Source organism: Microcoleus sp. CZ3-B2 (assembly GCF_036705055.1).
In the GTDB taxonomy this organism is placed as follows: Bacteria; Cyanobacteriota; Cyanobacteriia; order Cyanobacteriales; family Microcoleaceae; genus Microcoleus.
In genome coordinates this window covers 21,953-39,516 of record NZ_JAUBTN010000001.1, presented here as the reverse complement: position 1 = coordinate 39,516, position 17,564 = coordinate 21,953, and the positions used below count along the sequence as shown (strand labels likewise).

General features: G+C 45.0%; 14 protein-coding genes. 7 read left to right on the top strand and 7 right to left on the bottom strand.

All coding sequences use genetic code 11. The annotated features are described in order from the left end of the window. Window positions 1-3: 3 nt before the first annotated feature. Window positions 4-330, bottom strand: a complete 327-nt coding sequence (locus QUA97_RS00205) for a hypothetical protein (protein WP_194070598.1) — start codon at window positions 328-330, stop codon at window positions 4-6. A 184-nt stretch (window positions 331-514) separates the two neighbouring features. Between QUA97_RS00205 and QUA97_RS00200 the strand changes: the two genes are divergently transcribed. Beyond that, window positions 515-1,309, top strand: coding sequence for a hypothetical protein (locus QUA97_RS00200; protein WP_194070605.1), 795 nt, complete (start codon window positions 515-517; stop codon window positions 1,307-1,309). A 354-nt stretch (window positions 1,310-1,663) separates the two neighbouring features. On the opposite strand, the gene QUA97_RS00195 is transcribed toward QUA97_RS00200, so the two are convergent. Beyond that, window positions 1,664-2,524, bottom strand: a complete 861-nt coding sequence (locus QUA97_RS00195) for a sulfite exporter TauE/SafE family protein (protein ID WP_194070599.1) — start codon at window positions 2,522-2,524, stop codon at window positions 1,664-1,666. A gap of 206 nt (window positions 2,525-2,730) precedes the next feature. Further along, entirely contained in the window at window positions 2,731-3,573 is an 843-nt protein-coding gene (locus tag QUA97_RS00190; RefSeq protein ID WP_194070606.1) for a pentapeptide repeat-containing protein, read from the bottom strand. A gap of 511 nt (window positions 3,574-4,084) precedes the next feature. Here QUA97_RS00190 and ilvD point away from each other — a divergent pair. Continuing rightward, on the top strand, window positions 4,085-5,770 hold the full coding sequence (gene ilvD / locus QUA97_RS00185) for a dihydroxy-acid dehydratase (RefSeq protein ID WP_194070600.1): 1,686 nt from the start codon (window positions 4,085-4,087) through the stop codon (window positions 5,768-5,770). Window positions 5,771-5,828: 58 nt separating this feature from the next. Here ilvD and QUA97_RS00180 read toward each other — a convergent pair whose 3' ends face one another. After that, entirely contained in the window at window positions 5,829-6,359 is a 531-nt protein-coding gene (locus tag QUA97_RS00180; protein WP_194010904.1) for a DUF937 domain-containing protein, read from the bottom strand. A 749-nt stretch (window positions 6,360-7,108) separates the two neighbouring features. After that, window positions 7,109-8,929: a sensor histidine kinase gene (locus tag QUA97_RS00175; RefSeq protein WP_333191942.1), complete on the bottom strand. Its 1,821-nt coding sequence runs from the start codon at window positions 8,927-8,929 to the stop codon at window positions 7,109-7,111. Window positions 8,930-9,460: 531 nt separating this feature from the next. Here QUA97_RS00175 and QUA97_RS00170 point away from each other — a divergent pair. Together QUA97_RS00170 and QUA97_RS00165 are read left to right on the top strand one after the other, a co-directional pair. Then, window positions 9,461-11,092 carry a YcjF family protein gene (locus tag QUA97_RS00170; RefSeq protein WP_194070602.1) on the top strand — a complete coding sequence of 544 codons (1,632 nt, stop codon included), beginning with the start codon at window positions 9,461-9,463 and terminating at the stop codon, window positions 11,090-11,092. A gap of 742 nt (window positions 11,093-11,834) precedes the next feature. Next, on the top strand, window positions 11,835-12,764 hold the full coding sequence (locus QUA97_RS00165; RefSeq protein WP_194070603.1) for a phosphoribulokinase: 930 nt from the start codon (window positions 11,835-11,837) through the stop codon (window positions 12,762-12,764). A 210-nt stretch (window positions 12,765-12,974) separates the two neighbouring features. Here QUA97_RS00165 and QUA97_RS00160 read toward each other — a convergent pair whose 3' ends face one another. After that, window positions 12,975-13,163 (bottom strand): hypothetical protein, encoded by a 189-nt coding sequence (locus QUA97_RS00160; RefSeq protein ID WP_194070604.1) that lies wholly within the window; start codon window positions 13,161-13,163, stop codon window positions 12,975-12,977. 459 nt (window positions 13,164-13,622) lie between these two features. Here QUA97_RS00160 and QUA97_RS00155 point away from each other — a divergent pair, with 459 nt between their 5' ends. Next, a complete protein-coding gene (locus QUA97_RS00155) occupies window positions 13,623-14,603 on the top strand; it encodes an ABC transporter ATP-binding protein (protein WP_194071245.1) in 981 nt (326 codons plus the stop codon). A gap of 115 nt (window positions 14,604-14,718) precedes the next feature. On the opposite strand, the gene QUA97_RS00150 is transcribed toward QUA97_RS00155, so the two are convergent. Further along, window positions 14,719-14,970, bottom strand: a complete 252-nt coding sequence (locus QUA97_RS00150; RefSeq protein ID WP_228050424.1) for a hypothetical protein — start codon at window positions 14,968-14,970, stop codon at window positions 14,719-14,721. A 301-nt stretch (window positions 14,971-15,271) separates the two neighbouring features. Here QUA97_RS00150 and QUA97_RS00145 point away from each other — a divergent pair, with 301 nt between their 5' ends. Further along, on the top strand, window positions 15,272-15,409 hold the full coding sequence (locus tag QUA97_RS00145) for a hypothetical protein (RefSeq protein WP_333191933.1): 138 nt from the start codon (window positions 15,272-15,274) through the stop codon (window positions 15,407-15,409). Window positions 15,410-15,696: 287 nt separating this feature from the next. Continuing rightward, window positions 15,697-17,564 (top strand): DUF4347 domain-containing protein (locus QUA97_RS00140; protein WP_333191930.1); only part of this gene is annotated, 1,868 nt, incomplete at its 3' end.

The following is a 17,564-nucleotide window of genomic DNA, read 5'->3' as shown; positions in this document are numbered from 1 at the left end:
TAACTAATTCTTAAAAACGCGATAAACTGCACAGAGGCGGCTGGGTTTAAATATTTTGGCTTGAAACATGAAATTGGGCGGGACGTTGACGATCGCAAAATCGATCGATTGGTGATACTGTTCAAATTCCGCAGGCATTCCCTTCGGCGTGTCGCTGCTGTAGGGCACTGGCTGAAAAAGTAACTCCGCAAACTCAAGACGCGAACACTGTAATTGCAGCGCTATTTGTTGGAGAAAGCTTTCACCAGTCAACAAACCGAACAGTAGAGCTTTAGCATCCGGTTCGAGGACAAAACTGTTATCGTAGCTTTCAATAATCTTGAGACCCATTTTCTATATACTCCTGACAGACACCGGCGCATTCTGAATTTTACCCGACAGCGGCGATCGGCAGAAGGTCAGTTAAAATATCACAGTCTCGAATTTTTAAGAAATAGCCCGGATTTATTTGCCGATCGCTTTTATCATGTCCGTATCGAAAACGTATCATCTACCAGACAACGACTACAAGTCTATGCAGAAAATCGAAAACGCATCACTCCCAGCTTTGAGAATTTCCCCAAACCAGCCGGATTGGCTAGAATTGGCAGAATACGCCTCTATTGCCGGTTCAGCGATTGGCACGATTGCTGCGGGATTGTCGGGCCAAATTCTCTACGCGGCCGCCCCCTTAACCGCAGCGATATCGCTGAATATAGCCAATCGCCAGCGTTTTGAGCAACAAATGCAACAAAAAGCAAATTCTGCGATCGCGGAGGTACAGGCCGCAGCAGCAGGTCGATCGCAGCAAGTTCAGTTGCTACCTGGAGAACCAGCAGAACTTTACACGGCAGTATCCGACTTGAAACAAAAAATCCTCAGTTTGGAATCGAGCGCTATCAGAGACTTGCAAGCAGCCGTAGCATCCCTGGAACGAGCGCAGGCGCTACCTGCTGATTCTCAGGAGCTCTACACCATTCTGTCGGATTTGCGGGAAAAACTCCGCATTTTGGAAAATAGCGCCCTCAGAGAGGATGATTGGCAAAATGTCAACGTCCGATTTTTATTGATGGACGAAAAGTTAACTGAGGTGAGAACTATTACAGCTCAGTTGCAGGAGCGATCGAGCGATGTAGAATTGAATGAAATCCAAGGTTCTCTGAAGCAATTGCAGCATTTGCTCGATCGACCGGCAATAGACGCAGTGGCAATGCAAACCGAGATTAAGCATTTGCACGAGCAAGTTTCCGAGTTGCAGCGACAAAATCAAGAAATTGTCAAGCCTTATTTGCAGCGTCTGACTCGCGCCGTCAAGAAACTCAGTCATTAGTCAGTAGTCAGTTGTCAGTTGTCAGTTGTCAGTTGTCAGTTGTCAGTAGTTATTGGTTATTGGTTATTGGTTATTAGTTATTGGTTATTGGGAATTGGTTATTAGTTATTGGTTATTGGTTATTGGGAATTGGTTATTAGTTATTGGTTATTGGTTACTTGCTACGAATTCCCCATTTCCAATTCTCAATTCCCAATAACAACTAACAACTAACTAATAACAAATAACAACTAACCAATAACCAATAACAACTAACCAATAACAAATAATAACAAATAATAACAAATAATAACAAATAACAAATAACAAATAACAACTAACAAATAACAGTCAACAGTCAACAGTCATTACTCATTACCCATGACTAAATATTTGCCAAGCTTGCCAGAAAACATAAATCGATAAAATTGCCAAGAGCGATCGAAAAGCTAAACTAATAATGCGATCGGGCAATCTCGGCAAAAACCGCGTACTGATTTGCGCCCCCAACAAACCGCCGCCGCCCAGAATCAACCCCACAACCCACAAAACATTCCCGCGCGCCGCGTGTCCCGCCGTCGCCGAAATAGCAGTGATGACGATGACACCCAAGCTGGTTTGAATGGCAGTTTTAATGCTTTCTCCTAACAGCAAAATTTGCAGGGGAACCATAATCACGCCACCGCCTACCCCGAACAAACCCGCTAATAAACCCGCCGCACTGCCGGTAGCAATTTTAGCAAAAGCTGGATTGCTTAAAATATTTGAATTATTGGGTAATTTGGAATTGGGGATTGGGGATTGGGGATTGGTTGCCGCTTTCGCGATCGGATCGTCTTCCCCTTTTCCTTCGCCTTTCCCATTCGCTGTTAGGTGCTTGCGAACCTCAATTAAATAAATATTTAACCACAACAACAAGCCAAAAGAAACTAACAATAAATAAGGCGGAAATATCCCCGCCAAATAAGCACCGATTTGTGCTGTAATGACGGCTGGAAAACCGATGCCAGCGACTTTGCTCATGCTGAGGTAGCCCATGCGCCAATTCTGGATGCTGCCAGAAATAGCTGTAATGGCGATCGACAAACCGCTAGTAGCAACCGCTTGCACCGGGGCGTACTTGAGAGCCACCAACAAAGGCACCAGCACCGTACCGCCACCGATACCCAAAAAACCCGCTAAAATTCCGGCAAAAAGTCCGGATGCAACTAAAATCAATAATTCACTGATAGTCATTAGTCAGTAGTCAGTAGTCAGTGGTCAGTAGTCAGTGGTCAGTGGTTAGTAGTTAGTAGTTATTAGTTAGTAGTTATTAGTTAGTAGTTAGTAGTCAGTAGTCAGTAGTTAGTAGTCAGTAGTTAACAGTTAACAGTCAACAGTTAACAGTCAACAGTTAACAGTCAACAGTCAACAGTCAACAGTTAACAGTTAACAATCAAATTTTAAGAATCATTAGTTGTGCCGTCGGGCATAATTGCCCGCCTCAAATCTGTATCGCGGAAGTTAGTTCGATTCAGATTAGCATCAATCAAAACCGCTTCCACCAAAACAGCCCCGCTAAAATTAGACCAGCACAGCTTCGCCCGGTACAAATTAGCACCGCTCAAATTAGCCTCGCGCAGGGTTGACCAACTCACATTGGCAACTCTCAAATTAGCATTGCTCAGATTAGCATTGCTCAGATTAGATCCAACCATCGTTACTTCGCGCAAGTCTGCACCAGTCAAGTTAGCCCCGCTGAGCATTGCTCCGCTCAAAATTGCCTTAGTCAAGTTAGCTCTTTCTAACAGCGCATCGCTGAGGATGGCATTTGTCAGGTTTACCGCTTTGAGAGTTGACCAACTCAAATTGGCCTTCATCAAATTAATGCGAATCATGCTAGCGTCAGTTAAGTTGGCCGCAAACAAATTCGCTTCGGTAAAGTTGGCTTCCGTCAAATTAGCTTCCGTCAAATTAGCTTTGGTCATGTTGACTTCTCTCGCCATTGAGCCGCGCAGGTTGGCTCCCATCAGGTTTGCCCCGCTGAGATTGGCGCGGCTCAAATCGGTACCGATCAGATTTGCTTCGGTGAGGTTGGCTTCCGTCATGTCCACCCCAGCCAATTTCACCTCGCGCAAGTTCGCTCCCGTCAGGTTAGCGCCCTTGAGATTTGCGTCTTGGAAATTCGCTCTGGTAAAATTAGCCTCGCTAAGGTTTACCCCTTTTAAGTCGGCCCCGGCGAGGTTAATCTCTCGAAAAATTCTTTCTCCGGCCGCATATTGCCTCAGAATTCGATCGGCCTCCATGTCATTCGCCTCGCAATTTTTTTCAAACGTTAGAGTGATGGGTGTTACCACATCATCCCAGATAACCACCGTATTCACGCCACAGGGTGCAGTATCGGCAGAATCTTTGCACTCTGCTTTCCTGGCACTGCTGTGCGAATCTATTCTAGATGGCCTCACAAATGTCAGCGCTTCTGAGAGAATCAAAAATAGGGTAAAGATATCAGCAGTCAGCAGTCAATACCATTTTTGATTTTCCCTTGGCGATTAGAGATGCGAATGACTGACTGGATATAGGTTTGGGACTTGTATACAGTTGCATTAGAACTCTTGCAAAAATACAGTGCACCCCACCCCAAGCCTCCCCCTGAGTTCGGGGAGGGGGCAAGATTATTCTTGTTTCCCCCCGCGGGAGGGGGGACTTGCGGGGGGTGAATTTGACTTTTGCAAGATATATATTGTTTTGTGAAACTGGTATGAGAACAACTGACTGCTGACTGTTTTTCCCACCACTGACAAAGGATGTTTGAGAATGCCTGAAAATTTGAGAAGCCAAGCTGTGACTGGAGGCGTACAGCGCGCGCCCAACCGAGCAATGCTGCGGGCCGTCGGTTTTGGCGACGGCGATTTCACTAAGCCCATTGTGGGCATTGCCAACGGCTACAGCACGATTACGCCCTGCAATATGGGATTGAACGACCTCGCTTTGCGGGCTATTGCGGCGGCGCGGGAAGCTGGGGCGATGCCGCAAATGTTCGGTACGATTACGATCAGCGACGGGATCTCGATGGGAACTGAAGGGATGAAATATTCTCTGGTGTCGAGAGACGTAATTGCTGATTCGATAGAAACGGTTTGCAACGGCCAAAGTATGGACGGTGTGCTGGCTGTGGGCGGTTGCGACAAGAATATGCCGGGGGCGATGATTGCGATCGCCCGCATGAACATTCCTGCTATTTTTGTCTACGGTGGCACGATCAAACCGGGACACCACAACGGACAAGATTTAACCGTAGTCAGTGCTTTTGAAGCAGTCGGTCAATTCAGCGCCGGCAAAATTGACGAAGCAGAACTCACCGCAGTGGAACAAAAAGCTTGTCCCGGTGCGGGTTCCTGCGGCGGAATGTTTACAGCAAATACGATGTCGAGCGCTTTTGAAGCGATGGGCATGAGCTTGCCCTATTCTTCGACAATGGCTGCTGAGGATGCTGAAAAAGCTGACAGCGCGGCAGAATCTGCCACAGTTGTGGTGGAAGCGATTCGCAAACAGTTGTTGCCGAGCCAAATTTTGACACGCAAGGCCTTTGAAAATGCGATCGCGGTAATTATGGCGATCGGCGGTTCAACCAACGCTGTGCTGCATTTATTGGCCATTTCCAATGCGATCGGCGTTGAACTGTCCCTCGACGATTTTGAAACAATTCGAGCCAAAGTTCCCGTGCTGTGCGACCTCAAACCAAGCGGCAAATACGTAGCAACCGACTTGCACAAAGCCGGCGGCATTCCTCAAGTCATGAAAATGCTTTTGGAACAAGGTTTGCTCCACGGCGACGCCCTAACAATTAGCGGTCAAACTATTGCTGAAGTGTTGGCAGATATTCCCAGCGAACCTCGAACCGACCAAGACGTAATTCGCCCTTGGAACAACCCGATGTACGCCGAAGGACATTTAGCAATTCTCAAGGGAAATCTGGCAACAGAAGGAGCCGTCGCTAAAATTACAGGCGTTAAAAAACCGCAAATCACTGGCCCGGCGCGAGTCTTTGAATCTGAAGAAAATTGTTTGGATGCAATTCTCGCCGGCAAAATTCAAGCCGGAGACGTGATAGTCGTCCGCTACGAAGGGCCAAAAGGCGGGCCGGGAATGCGCGAAATGTTAGCACCAACTTCGGCAATTATTGGCGCAGGTTTGGGCGATTCTGTGGGTTTAATTACTGACGGCCGCTTCTCTGGCGGGACTTACGGCATGGTTGTCGGTCACGTTGCACCAGAGGCGCAAGTTGGAGGCACAATTGCTTTAGTAAAAGAGGGCGATTCAATTACGATAGATGCTAAGAATCGGTTGTTGCAGCTCAATGTTGCTGATGCAGAATTAGAGCAGCGCCGAGCAGCTTGGCAAGCTCCTCAACCTCGCTATACTAGGGGCGTTTTGGCTAAATACGCTAAGTTGGTTTCTTCTAGCAGTCTCGGTGCTGTGACTGATTTGGGTTTGGGTTAATTTGGAGTTTTTGTAACCGCAGATGAAGGCAGATATCTGCGGTTGCAAAAATCCTAAATTAACTGCGCTGATTCAAAAAGCGGCTAGCCATCGACATGGCATCAGTAATATCTACGTCGCCGTCTCCATCGGCATCTAAAAACGTATTCAATACGGGATTTTGGCCTTGGGCTGAATTTTGAGCGTTGCCGCCGGTTTGCAGCAAATTCAGCAGGATCGGCACTAAAACAGGTATCATTGCTTGCACTGTTGTGTTATTTAAACCGGTTCTTTGGGCGATATCGGCGATTATTTGCGTTAGTTGACCGGCTCCAAACAAACTCTGTACTGCTTGCGGATTAGGATTTGTGCCACTAAATTGGTTGACAAGTTGTTGAGCTTGTGCTTCTCCCGACTGCGATCGCACGTCTTGCAATGCCGATCGCACGTATCCGCCCAAAACCGACATCGCCAACTGAGTTGTACCCGCATCCACGCCCTGGTTGCCGCTCAACTGCTCTACCGCACCGATAATGTTGCCCAACTGATTGGAACTTGCTTGTTGGTTAGGATTGTCGATCGCGTTCAAAATTTGGTCAAATAGTCCCATGATTTTCGCTCCTTGCTGTATTTGTTCCACTCTAGATTAACCGATCGCCAATTGCCAAATTTCCCATTACAGAACTTATATCAAGTTCGGGTAATTACTTATAATATCCGACCGAGACGGGTTGACTAAATTGTTGGTTTTAGGCAATTATTGACAGGTTAACCCAATTCCCAATAACTAATGACTGCTATAGCAATCTTAAATCATTTGAAAAATCCTACGCAAGCAAGATGCTTACACTAAAAAGCTTCGAGTCTAAATCGATTTTGCTGCTGATTTACGGCTGCTATAAATAATGACTAATGACTAATGACTAATGAGTGTTAACTGTTGACTGTTGACTGTTAGTTGTTATTGGTTAGTTGTTATTGGTTAGTTGTTATTGGTTAGTTGTTATTTGTGATTTGTTATTTGTTAGTTGTTAGTTGTTAGTTGTTATTGGGAATTGAGAATTGGAAATGGGGAATTCGTAGCAAGTAACCAATAACCAATAACTAATAACCAATTCCCAATAACCAATAACTAATAACCAATAACCAATAACCAATAACCAATAACCAATAACCAATAACCAATAACCAATAACCAATAACCAATAACCAATAACCAATAACCAATAACCAATAACCAATAACCAATAACCAATAACCAATAACCAATAACCAATAACCAATAACCAATAACCAATAACCAATAACTACTGACTAATGACTAATGACTATTGACTAATGACTATTGACTACTGACTACTAATGTTTAATCGGTAGGGCGATCGCAAATTCCGTTCCCGTTCCCATCTCCGACCAACAGTTAATCGTCCCGCCGTGTTTATTGACAATAATTTCGCGGCCGATTGCCAATCCCAAACCAGTACCTACACCCCTCGGTTTAGTCGTAAAGAACGTTTCAAACATTCTTTCTTGACTGGCCGCAGGTATCCCCGTACCGTTATCGGAAATTCGCACTACCACGGAGTCATCGTCCAAGTATTCTGTAGTGATTAAAATTTTCGGTGAAAAACTAGATTTTTCTGATTTTTTCGACTCCGAACCAAATTTTTTATTCGCCTCTTCATAGCTAATTTTTTCAAGCTTTGCTTTCTCTTCCACAGCATCTAGTGCATTGCCGATCAGGTTGACAAACACCTGGTAAAGCAAACCCATATAGCCTTCAACATTCGGAATCTCTCCGTAATTTCGCACCACTTCAACGCCCTGTTTGACTCGGCTGTTGAGAATCAGCAAACTGCTATCTATGCAGGCGTGTAAATCGACTGGCGCAGGCGCTGCATCGTCGAGGCGAGAAAAATCTTTCAAACTCAAGATAATGGCTTTGGCTCTTTGGGCACCCACTTGCATTGAGTTAAATATTTTCATCAAATCTTCTTGGAGAAAATCGAGGTCTATGGCTTCTGCTTTGGCGGTGACTGCAGCAGGCGGGTTGGGTATTTCTGTTTCGTAAGTTTTGAGCAAATCTAAAATATCTTCAACGTAAGTTCTGGCCGGATCGATGTTGGCATAGATAAAATTGATTGGGTTGTTAACTTCGTGAGCAACACTGGCCAGCATCCTCCCCAAAGTTGCCATTTTCTCATTTTGAAGGATATGAATTTCTTGCTCAGATTTCAATTCTTCTAGCAAGTTATTTACTTTCTGAATCAGTTGGTTGAACGAAGCTGCTAATACTCCCACTTCATCGGTGCTGGTAACTGGTACTTGCAACTGAAAATTAGATTCTTCGGTGACTCGCTGCGCTATTTTAGTGACAGCGGCGAGGGGTTTGGCGATCGCCCTACTGGTAAGGCTCGCCAGCAGTGCTGCAATTACGATCGACAGTGCCATGCTACCAAAAATTATTTGCACCCGCAGTGTCTGCGCTCTGAGCAGGGCTTCCCGTGCTGCATTTTCTTGCTCTTGGGCGCGATCGATAATTGCTCCTAAATCATTAGTCGCCCTCTCTAATTTCAACCCAAGTTTATCTCGATCTAAATTCAACAGCAACTTGCGTTTAACACTTTTTTGATCTGGAACTTTTGGCAATTTACTGATTTGAGCGTTAACGGTTTCTAACTGTTGAATGTAATTTGACAGCAGCGAATTATATTTTTTGATAAAACCCTGTAAACCTGCTGCCTGTTCCATCTCTTTCTGACTTTTAACTTCAGATAGCGACAACTTCAAACTGTAGATATTCTTTTGTAGCTGTTGGTATTTGCTGTCAAAACTTTCTGGCTGTTCTATCCCGTCAATCAATCGCTGTTGGCTATTTTGCGTCCGCAGCAAAGCCACCTGCAACTTATTTAAAAGCTGACTTTCTCGATCGATGTGTAGTTGATTGTTAGTTCTGCGATAGTAATGATTCCCCGCCAGCATCCCGATAGTCGTGCCCCCAATCGCAACACAAAGAGCCAATGCGTAGCCGCGGCTGATTTTGTCGCTAATACTGAGGTTTCCGAAGGAGCGGGCTATTTGAGCAAAATAATTAAGCTTTAGTAGGTGGCTCTGTTTGATTTTATACTGTAAAGATGTAGGAAGTTCTTGTGAAGCCTGTTTGTGATGTTTGAGCTGCATAGATGCGAACCTGTGAATAATTCACGCACTGAGAATTAAGTCTAACTTAACTCGCGGATGTTTAGAGAGTACCTCATCGATACTTAATATAAAGTTTTTGTGAATAAAGACGCTCTTAGCCTGCCTAATAAACCCGGTTTCTCGTTTCCGCTTTCGGAGCTTCCAGGAGGCACTGGCGTAAAAAAACCTGGCTTCTGTGTACTTAATGTCAGATTTGTTTGTTAATAAAAAAGTATTGCTAAACTGGCGATCGAATAAATCACCGCATAAATAAGTAGGTAGATGCAAATAAACCAGTCTGCGGTTCGGGCGGGTGATAAGCTGTAGCTAAGTTATCGTGCAAGCTACAATTGCAGCAAGAGGGCGTTAGCGAAGCCCTCGAAGAGGATCGCACTTGTCTGTCCCGCTGGCACTCAAACCCCCGCAAATCGGGATTTGCAGACTAAGCAGTGCGATCGGGCACTCGATCGCTTCCGAATTATCATCACAATGTAAGAATCAAAGTATAACCCTTTTATTTGCCGCCCCCTCATGCCTTTGCCGCGCCTGTTAACCTTAATTGCTGCTTTCTGCCTCACCCTGGGGCTGATTATTGGCCTGATAAGTTCCTTGACAGGGCTTTACAGTCAAGTTGCGCTGTCTGCTTCTCCGTTGCTGGCTAATTTGCTGATTTTCCTAATAATTATACTTTTGGGAACGCTAATTTTTGCGCTGTTTTATTATTTTAAGCTGCTGCAACGTCCGGGAAAAGTTAAGGGAAAACGGGCAATTAATCCGAAGGTTCCTGTTGCCAAAAGTGAAGCTGCTTCGGAAAATCTCAAAGCAATTCGGCAGCAAGTCGATCGCATTCAAGATGAAGTAGCGCGGCAAGCTTTGCTGTTGAAAGCCCGCGAAATAGAAGCTAACATGGCGCGCGGCAATGTTCGGATCGTGGTTTTCGGCACCGGTTCTGCGGGGAAAACTTCCGCTGTCAATGCGTTGGTGGGGCGGATGGCGGGAGAGGTGGGCGCGCCGATGGGAACTACGGAAGTTGGAGAAACTTACACTCTTTCATTGAAAGGAATCGATCGCGAATTAGCAATTACTGATACCCCAGGCATCTTGGAAGCGGGAGTAGCGGGGACTTACAGAGAGGAATTGGCGCGTCAGTTGGCGGCCAGGGCAGATTTGATCTTATTTGTTTTGGACGGCGATTTGCGTAAATCTGAGTACGAACCGCTGCGGACTTTGGCAGAAATTGGCAAAAGGTCGATCGTGGTTTTTAATAAAGTTGACCTTTATCCCGACAGCGACAGAGACGAAATTCTCGATCGGCTGCGACAGCGAGTCAAAGGTTTTGTATCAGCAATGGATGTAGTTGCAATTAGCGCCAACCCGCAAAAAGTTGTACTAGAAAGCGGCACAATATTTCAACCAGACCCGGATATGATGCCATTAATTAGGCGCATCGCAGCAATTTTGCGAGCCGAAGGCGAAGACTTAATTGCCGACAATATTTTGTTGCAATCTCAGCACTTGGGAGACCAAGCGCGCAAGTTAATTGACGCTCAAAGACGGCGCGCCGCTGATAAAGTAGTAGAGCGATTTCAGTGGATCGGAGCCGGAGTAATTGCCGTCACGCCTTTGCCGGTTGTGGATTTGTTAGCGACAGCAGCAGTTAACGCTCAAATGGTAGTAGAAATTGCCAAGATTTACGGCTGCGAATTAAATATCGATCGCGCCAAAGAATTGGCATTGTCTCTGGCAAAAACCCTAGCAAGTTTGGGAATAGTTGAAGGCGTGATTCAAGTAGTTTCAAGGGCGCTGCAATTAAGCGTAGCTGGGTTTGTGCTCGGCAAAGCAATTCAAGCAGTCAGCGCCGCTTATTTAACCAGAATTGCTGGCAAAAGTTTTATTGAATATTTCCGACACGACCAAGATTGGGGCGACGGCGGCATCGCCGAAGTTGTGCAAAGGCAGTTTCAGTTAAATCGGAAAGACGAGTTTGTCAAAGCATTTGTCAAAGATGCGATCGCCCGCGTTGTCGAACCTCTAAACATTTATCAGCAACAAGAATCGGAACCAGAATTAGAAATGCCAGCAGAAGTGGAACCAGAACTATTGTATAAGCAGCAAGGCGACGATTGGGAAATCAACAGCAACAAGCGCCAAGATGACTGGTAAAACGTAAATCCTGCAGGGGCGGGTTCACCAACAATCTTTGATTCAGACAAAAAATCTACATCAACCCGCCCCCACCACGCGACAGAATTGGATCGCGCGTGCGGAATGCGAGTCCGCTCTATAATGCAGTATTAATTCAACTTAATATTTGTTTGAATTTAGAATTTATGCCCTGGTGTGTCGAAATCGGGTTTGTTCACGAAAATATTTGATGGCGGCAGGTCAAAAAGAGCAAAAATAATTAATTTTTGAGGGCGAGAGTACACCGTTTATTTAAATTTATCCTAATTTTTTAGGCACGGGGAAAGCTTTGGTTAAAACTTTATATTCCGGGTAAATTCGATCGCCCTTCGCGTAGATTTCTCGGCAAGTTGATGCACTGCTAGCGACCCGTTTTAAAACTAAAAAGCACCCACCAGTCCGACGGCTGCTGCAATTTGTACTACACTCAAAGACGAGGGGGACACTTGATAGCGGTAATTTTCCCTAATTTTTGACTGTAGCCGGATTCAAAAGTGCGATCGACCTCGCGGGCGGTTGAGAAATCAGCGTGATTTTTTAATCAGATGTTCTGGGAGTCTCCGGTGCCGCAATTTATTAAGAAATTTTACAATAATTTTACACGTTGGGGAGAATCCGGGGGGTTCAAGTCAAACTGTGCAATTAGCGATCGGATCGAACCGAATTTTGATAAGATTTAAGGTTGATAAAAAATTTGCTATTGTCCGTCGGGGTAAAAACAATGAGCGATCGACCAATCATTCTCGGTATTGTCGGAGACAGCGCAGCGGGAAAAACCACCCTGACGCGGGGAATTGCCCAAGTATTGGGGCCAGAAAATGTCACGATAATTTGCACGGACGACTATCATAGGTACGACAGAAAGCAGCGGGCAGAAATCGGGATTACAGCACTGCATCCCGACTGCAATTATCTAGACATCATGCAGCAGCACCTGAGCCTGTTGCGTACCGGACAAGCAATTCTCAAACCTATTTACAACCACGACTCAGGTACATTCGATCCGCCGGAATACATCCAGCCCAATAAATTTGTAATAGTTGAAGGTTTGCTTGGTTACTCAACTCGCGCAATCCGCGATGCTTACGATGTAAAAGTGTATCTCGCTCCCCCAGAAGAGTTGCGAACTCAGTGGAAAGTTAAGCGCGATACTATGAAGCGCGGTTATACTGAAGAACAGGTGCTTGCAGAAATGCAAAAGCGGGAAAATGATTCAGAAGATTTTATTCGTCCCCAGCGTAAGTTTGCCGATGTTGTAGTTAGTTTTTACCTACCCGAAGAGGACAACGCAGTAAATTTGAATGTCCGTTTAGTGCTCAGACCGACAATTCCTCACCCGGATTTTACTGAAATTTTAGCTCAAGGTAGCGATAGCTTTAAACCTGCAATTCGCCTAGGACTCGATCGCGATATGGGCAAACCGGTTGACGTGTTGGAAGTAGACTCCCACGCTACTAACGAACAAGTAAACGAACTGGAAAAGATTTTGTGCAACGAAATGCCGCATCTGCGGGGTTTTTGCAGCGCCCAAGGCAACCCGGAAATTGGCAAACTAATCGGGACAACTGGCGAAGTTCTGCAAAGTTACCCGCTAGCTTTGACGCAGTTGCTAGTTTCATATCACATGATGAAAGCAATCCATTTGTATTAGTTAGTTGGTGGTTGGTTAGTTGTTATTTGTTATTTGTTATTTGTTATTTGTTGTTTGCTAGTTGTTAGTTGTTAGTTGTTAGTTGTTAGTTGTTATTTTTTGCTAGTGGGTTCTAATTCCTAATTGCCAATCAATTCCACCAACTAACTACTTCCACCCAACTACTTGCAACTAACAAATAACAACTAACTAATGACTAATGACTAATGACTAATGTACTAACAAATTCAGATTAAAAGTCGCTAATTGCTGAAGTTGCATTGAGAATGGCAATTGACTTTGAGGTGCGGGTAACATTTCGCCTCGGAAGTCGAGGAGGGTAACGAGTAGCAGGTAGGCAACTGCTAAGACTATAGAAATCACGCCGGTGATAATAGCAATAATTTTTGAACGTTCCATATTCAGTAAAAATCAATGGCAGGTAATATTAGTTTAACATTAAAAAGAGCAATTGAGTAAATCCACCTAATTCAATATAAAATATGGGCTATTAAAAAGCTTGTTGTGTGTATCTTTTTCTGCCTTCTTCATTCCTTCTTCCTTCTTCGTGATGACTGTTGACTGATGACTGATGACTGTTAGTTGTTAGTTGTTATTGGAATTGATAATTGGAAATGGGGAATTCGTAACCAATAACCAATAACCAATAACCAATAACCAATAACCAATAACCAATAACCAATAACTGGGGAATTCGTAGCAAGTAACCAATAACCAATAACCAATAACCAATAACCAATAACTAATAACTAATAACCAATAACCAATAACCAATAACTAATGACTAATGACTAATGACTAATGACTCTCTGTTATGCAATAGAATATAATCAGATGCTGCTTATTTAGATGACGAAAATGGAACCTCTTATAGATGCGCCAACTTCCACCGAGATGCCCGGAGCTACCCCAGTGGTGGAAATATTTAATCTGGGGAAGTTCTACCGTACCGGCTTCTGGATGAACGAAAAAATAGAATCGCTCAAAAGTTGCACTCTGACTGTCTCTGAGGGGGAAACTTTCGGGTTGTTAGGGCAGAATGGAGCGGGGAAAACTACGCTGCTGAAGGCTTTGCTGGGGATAGTGCGGCCGACTTCTGGCAGGGGGCTGCTGTTGGGGAGGCCTTTGGGCGATCGCAACGTGAAGCGGCGAGTCGGCTATTTGCCAGAAAATCCCTACTTTTACGATTATCTCACGGGCTGGGAATTCTTGCAATTTGCGGCGGGCTTGTTTGAAATTCCGGCCTCGATTCAGCGGCAGCGAATTCCGCATTTGTTAGACTTAGTTGGGCTATCTCAATCGGCGGCCATCAAAAAACAGTTGCGCCAGTATTCTAAGGGAATGCTGCAACGGATCGGCATGGCTCAAGCTTTGATTAACAATCCAGATGTGGTATTTTTGGATGAGCCGATGTCTGGTTTAGATCCGATGGGGCGCTATCAGATGCGGGAGATAATTTTATCGCTGAAAAATCAAGGAAAAACGATTTTTTTTAATTCGCACGTACTGTCGGATGTGGAGAAGATTTGCGATCGGGTGGCAATTTTGGCTCGCGGTGAGTTAATCTGCATTGGTGCGATCGACGAACTTCTGGGAAATACTAAAACTTACCGGGTTGAAGGTAGGGGCGGCCACTTGAATATCCTGCAAAAATGGATACCGGATATGGAAGTTGATAATGATTTGTGGTACGGTCATTTGCAGGGCGATCCGAAGGAGTTTATTTCTAGTCTGAGCGGTACGGGAGGGCAGCTAATTGGGATGAATTTGGCTAAGCCTTCTTTGGAAGAGTTTTTTATGCAGCAACTGCAAGAAAGAGGCATTTATTCGAGCAGTTGAAGTTGATAAAATCGGCGGTTGAAACCGGGCGGTTGAAACCGCGGCTACACATACAAAGTCCGCCTTCGCGGACTAAGAAAACGGGCTCTTCGGCCCGTTCCACAAGAGGTTAATTTTATTGTGGGGTGGGCATATTTCCCGTGTCTGAAAGGCTAATATTTTTTACTTCCTTTAACAATAGCCACTGTAGATTTGCACATACTAACTCTGCACAATTCCACTGTCGCAAATATTCACAAACTTTAGAAATAATCGCATTTGCCGTATCTAATTTTTCTGCTTTGGAGGCATGATAATGCGCTCTGATTAAGGGCTGAATATCCTCGATATCTTGCCATTCCGATTCTGGTTTCAGGGGAATACTCATATAATAATTATAAGCTTGGTTGTGGGCGGTACAGATTAAGGATTGTCGAGGATGGTGAAATGATTTCTCTGGCTGTCAACTAGGTTGGACGGTGCATCTGGTGACGGTGCATCTGGTGACGGTGCATCTGGCGGGCGATCGGGCATACAGCTTATCTGCTCTTGGGAGCAATGTAAAGTTTTGTAACAAAACAGGGCGCTCTGCATAAAAAGCAGAGGAAGGCCCTGATAGATATTTAGGAAGGTTCGCAAGGCGGGCTTTGCTGGTTTTGACGCAACTATATTTTTGAGGAGATGGGATTATGACGAATATTAGCTTAGGGCCGACGATTGATGGAAGTTTGAGCACCACTGATCCTCAAAATCATCAAAGATTAGGTATGGCGAGAAATCCTGTTGACGGAATTGGGCTACAAGTTAAAAACTTTATTAGGCGTTGACCTTACTGCTCTAAGAGTTTTGCTTCAGTTAAACGATTGGTGGAGATTTTCTTCAAGTATCAACTTTTTAATTCTCCTGACTTCAAAAAGTATGATGCTTTTGCCAAACTGATTTAGAGTCGCTATGTTCACACAAGTAATAGTTAGATTCAAAAAAAACCTCTTAGAGCAAGCTTTTTTGCTGCAAAATTACTGAGTTTAATCTAAACAATCTTAAGCTCAATTAAAGCAACTGACAAAGTAGCAAGCCCATAATTTCCCATTTTCCAAATAGCTAAAGGTAGATCATGTCACACAAAATCTCTGAAACTCCGAAAGCGATCGCATTTATCGATACTGCTGTCCCTGACTGGAAGACTCTAGTTGACGGCGTTACCGCTGGAACAGAAGTAATCTTGCTGGATTCTAACTGCAACGGGGTAGAACAAATTGCTCAAAAACTGCGGGGCGGTAACTTCTGGGCAGTTCACGTTGTATCCCACGGCGCTGTCGGTTCTCTGCAACTTGGCAATACGGTGTTGACTTTGGATACATTGAGCGATTCCACTCCAAGCAATATCATAAACGAAGAAAACCGGGGTGTAGTGTCTCTTTCCCCCTCCCGAAATTGCGACTTTGTGATGTGGGTAAAGGAATGGGCAAAAGGGCTGGCAAGTAATGCTGAGATTCTTCTGTATGGCTGCAACGTAGCAAAGGGAGATTTGGGTGCTGCTTTCGCGCAGCGGTTGAGTCAGCTAACAGGGGCTAATGTGGCAGCTTCTACGAGTCTGACTGGTAGTGCCCAGAAAGGCGGTGACTGGGAATTGGGGTATGCCACTGGGGCGATCGAGGCATCTTTGGCGTTTGGGCCACAGGTGCAAGAGGCTTACCAAGGGATTTTGGCGATTAAAGTCACTTACGATACAGTATTTCCTCCAGAAGCGAAAAATGCGTTTGATTACGCAGTTAATATCTGGAACCGAGTAATTGACACATCAAAAGCAGACGTAGTAATTCAGGCAACTTGGGAATCTTTAACTGATGCTTTGGGACTAGGTACAGGCCCTGTTACAGCAAACTTTACGGGCGCACCGTTAACAAATACTCTTTATCAAACGGCGTTAGCCAATCAATTAGCCGGCACGGATTTGGATGGAAGTTTTCCTGAAATTGACGTCCGTATTCACAATGACCCCAGTGCTAGTTTTCCTGGACTTTCTTGGTACTTTGGAACCGATGCCAATCCCGGTGCTAATCAGGAGGATTTGGTTACCGTAATCCTCCATGAAATTGCTCATGGACTGGGATTCATTAGCTTGTTTCTTTTCGATACTGCCACTGGACAGGGCAGCAGTCAGTTCGGTACTATCTCTGGAATCTACGACACATTTATTGAGAATAGTTCAGGTCAGAAAATCACTGACACAGCGCTATTTCCTGTGCCTTCTGTCGCATTAGGAGACCAGCTAATCAGCAATGACCTGTTCTTCAATGGCCCCAAAGCTGTCGCAGGAAATGGCGGCACCAAACTTAAGATTGAGGCACCTAACATTTTTAAGAAGGGTGGAAGCCTCTATCACATAGATGAAGCCACCTATGGAGATGGCCCCAATTCGTTGATGACAGTCACTAAGGGTTTGGGAGTAGAAGGAATACATGACCCTGGGCCTCTTACACTTGGCGTACTGGAAGATATAGGTTGGAAATTAAATGCTGACTTGGGGGTAACTGTCACGGTGGACAACCCCGCACCCAAAGAAGGGGATGTCATTACCTACACTATCAGTGCAAAAAATGTGGCACTAGGCAATGATGCTGCCAATATCAAGTTGACAAGTTTGTTGCCTGCAACTCTCAGTCTTACAAGCAACACTCCAACCCAAGGCACTTACGATCCTGTAACAGGTGTTTGGGATGTGGGCAAGTTAGCGGTTAATGATACTACCTCGTTGACTCTCAAAGCTACAGTCAATCCTGGTAGTGGTGGGCAAACTATTAGTAACACAGTCGCGATCGCTGCTGCCGATCGCAATGACCCTGATATTACGAACAATAATGCGAAAGTTGACATCGCTGTAGCTCCAACTCCAACAACTCCGACTCCAACAACTCCGACTCCAACAACTCCGACTCCAACAACTCCGACTCCAACAACTCCGACTCCAACAACTCCGAC

Coding starts and splice junctions, on each gene's coding strand:
- QUA97_RS00205 (WP_194070598.1), bottom strand. CDS start 330: ATGGGTCTCAAGATTATTGAAAGCTACGATAACAGTTTTGTCCTCGAA.
- QUA97_RS00200 (WP_194070605.1), top strand. CDS start 515: ATGCAGAAAATCGAAAACGCATCACTCCCAGCTTTGAGAATTTCCCCA.
- QUA97_RS00195 (WP_194070599.1), bottom strand. CDS start 2,524: ATGACTATCAGTGAATTATTGATTTTAGTTGCATCCGGACTTTTTGCC.
- QUA97_RS00190 (WP_194070606.1), bottom strand. CDS start 3,573: ATGGAGGCCGATCGAATTCTGAGGCAATATGCGGCCGGAGAAAGAATT.
- ilvD (WP_194070600.1), top strand. CDS start 4,085: ATGCCTGAAAATTTGAGAAGCCAAGCTGTGACTGGAGGCGTACAGCGC.
- QUA97_RS00180 (WP_194010904.1), bottom strand. CDS start 6,359: ATGGGACTATTTGACCAAATTTTGAACGCGATCGACAATCCTAACCAA.
- QUA97_RS00175 (WP_333191942.1), bottom strand. CDS start 8,929: ATGCAGCTCAAACATCACAAACAGGCTTCACAAGAACTTCCTACATCT.
- QUA97_RS00170 (WP_194070602.1), top strand. CDS start 9,461: ATGCCTTTGCCGCGCCTGTTAACCTTAATTGCTGCTTTCTGCCTCACC.
- QUA97_RS00165 (WP_194070603.1), top strand. CDS start 11,835: ATGAGCGATCGACCAATCATTCTCGGTATTGTCGGAGACAGCGCAGCG.
- QUA97_RS00160 (WP_194070604.1), bottom strand. CDS start 13,163: ATGGAACGTTCAAAAATTATTGCTATTATCACCGGCGTGATTTCTATA.
- QUA97_RS00155 (WP_194071245.1), top strand. CDS start 13,623: ATGGAACCTCTTATAGATGCGCCAACTTCCACCGAGATGCCCGGAGCT.
- QUA97_RS00150 (WP_228050424.1), bottom strand. CDS start 14,970: ATGAGTATTCCCCTGAAACCAGAATCGGAATGGCAAGATATCGAGGAT.
- QUA97_RS00145 (WP_333191933.1), top strand. CDS start 15,272: ATGACGAATATTAGCTTAGGGCCGACGATTGATGGAAGTTTGAGCACC.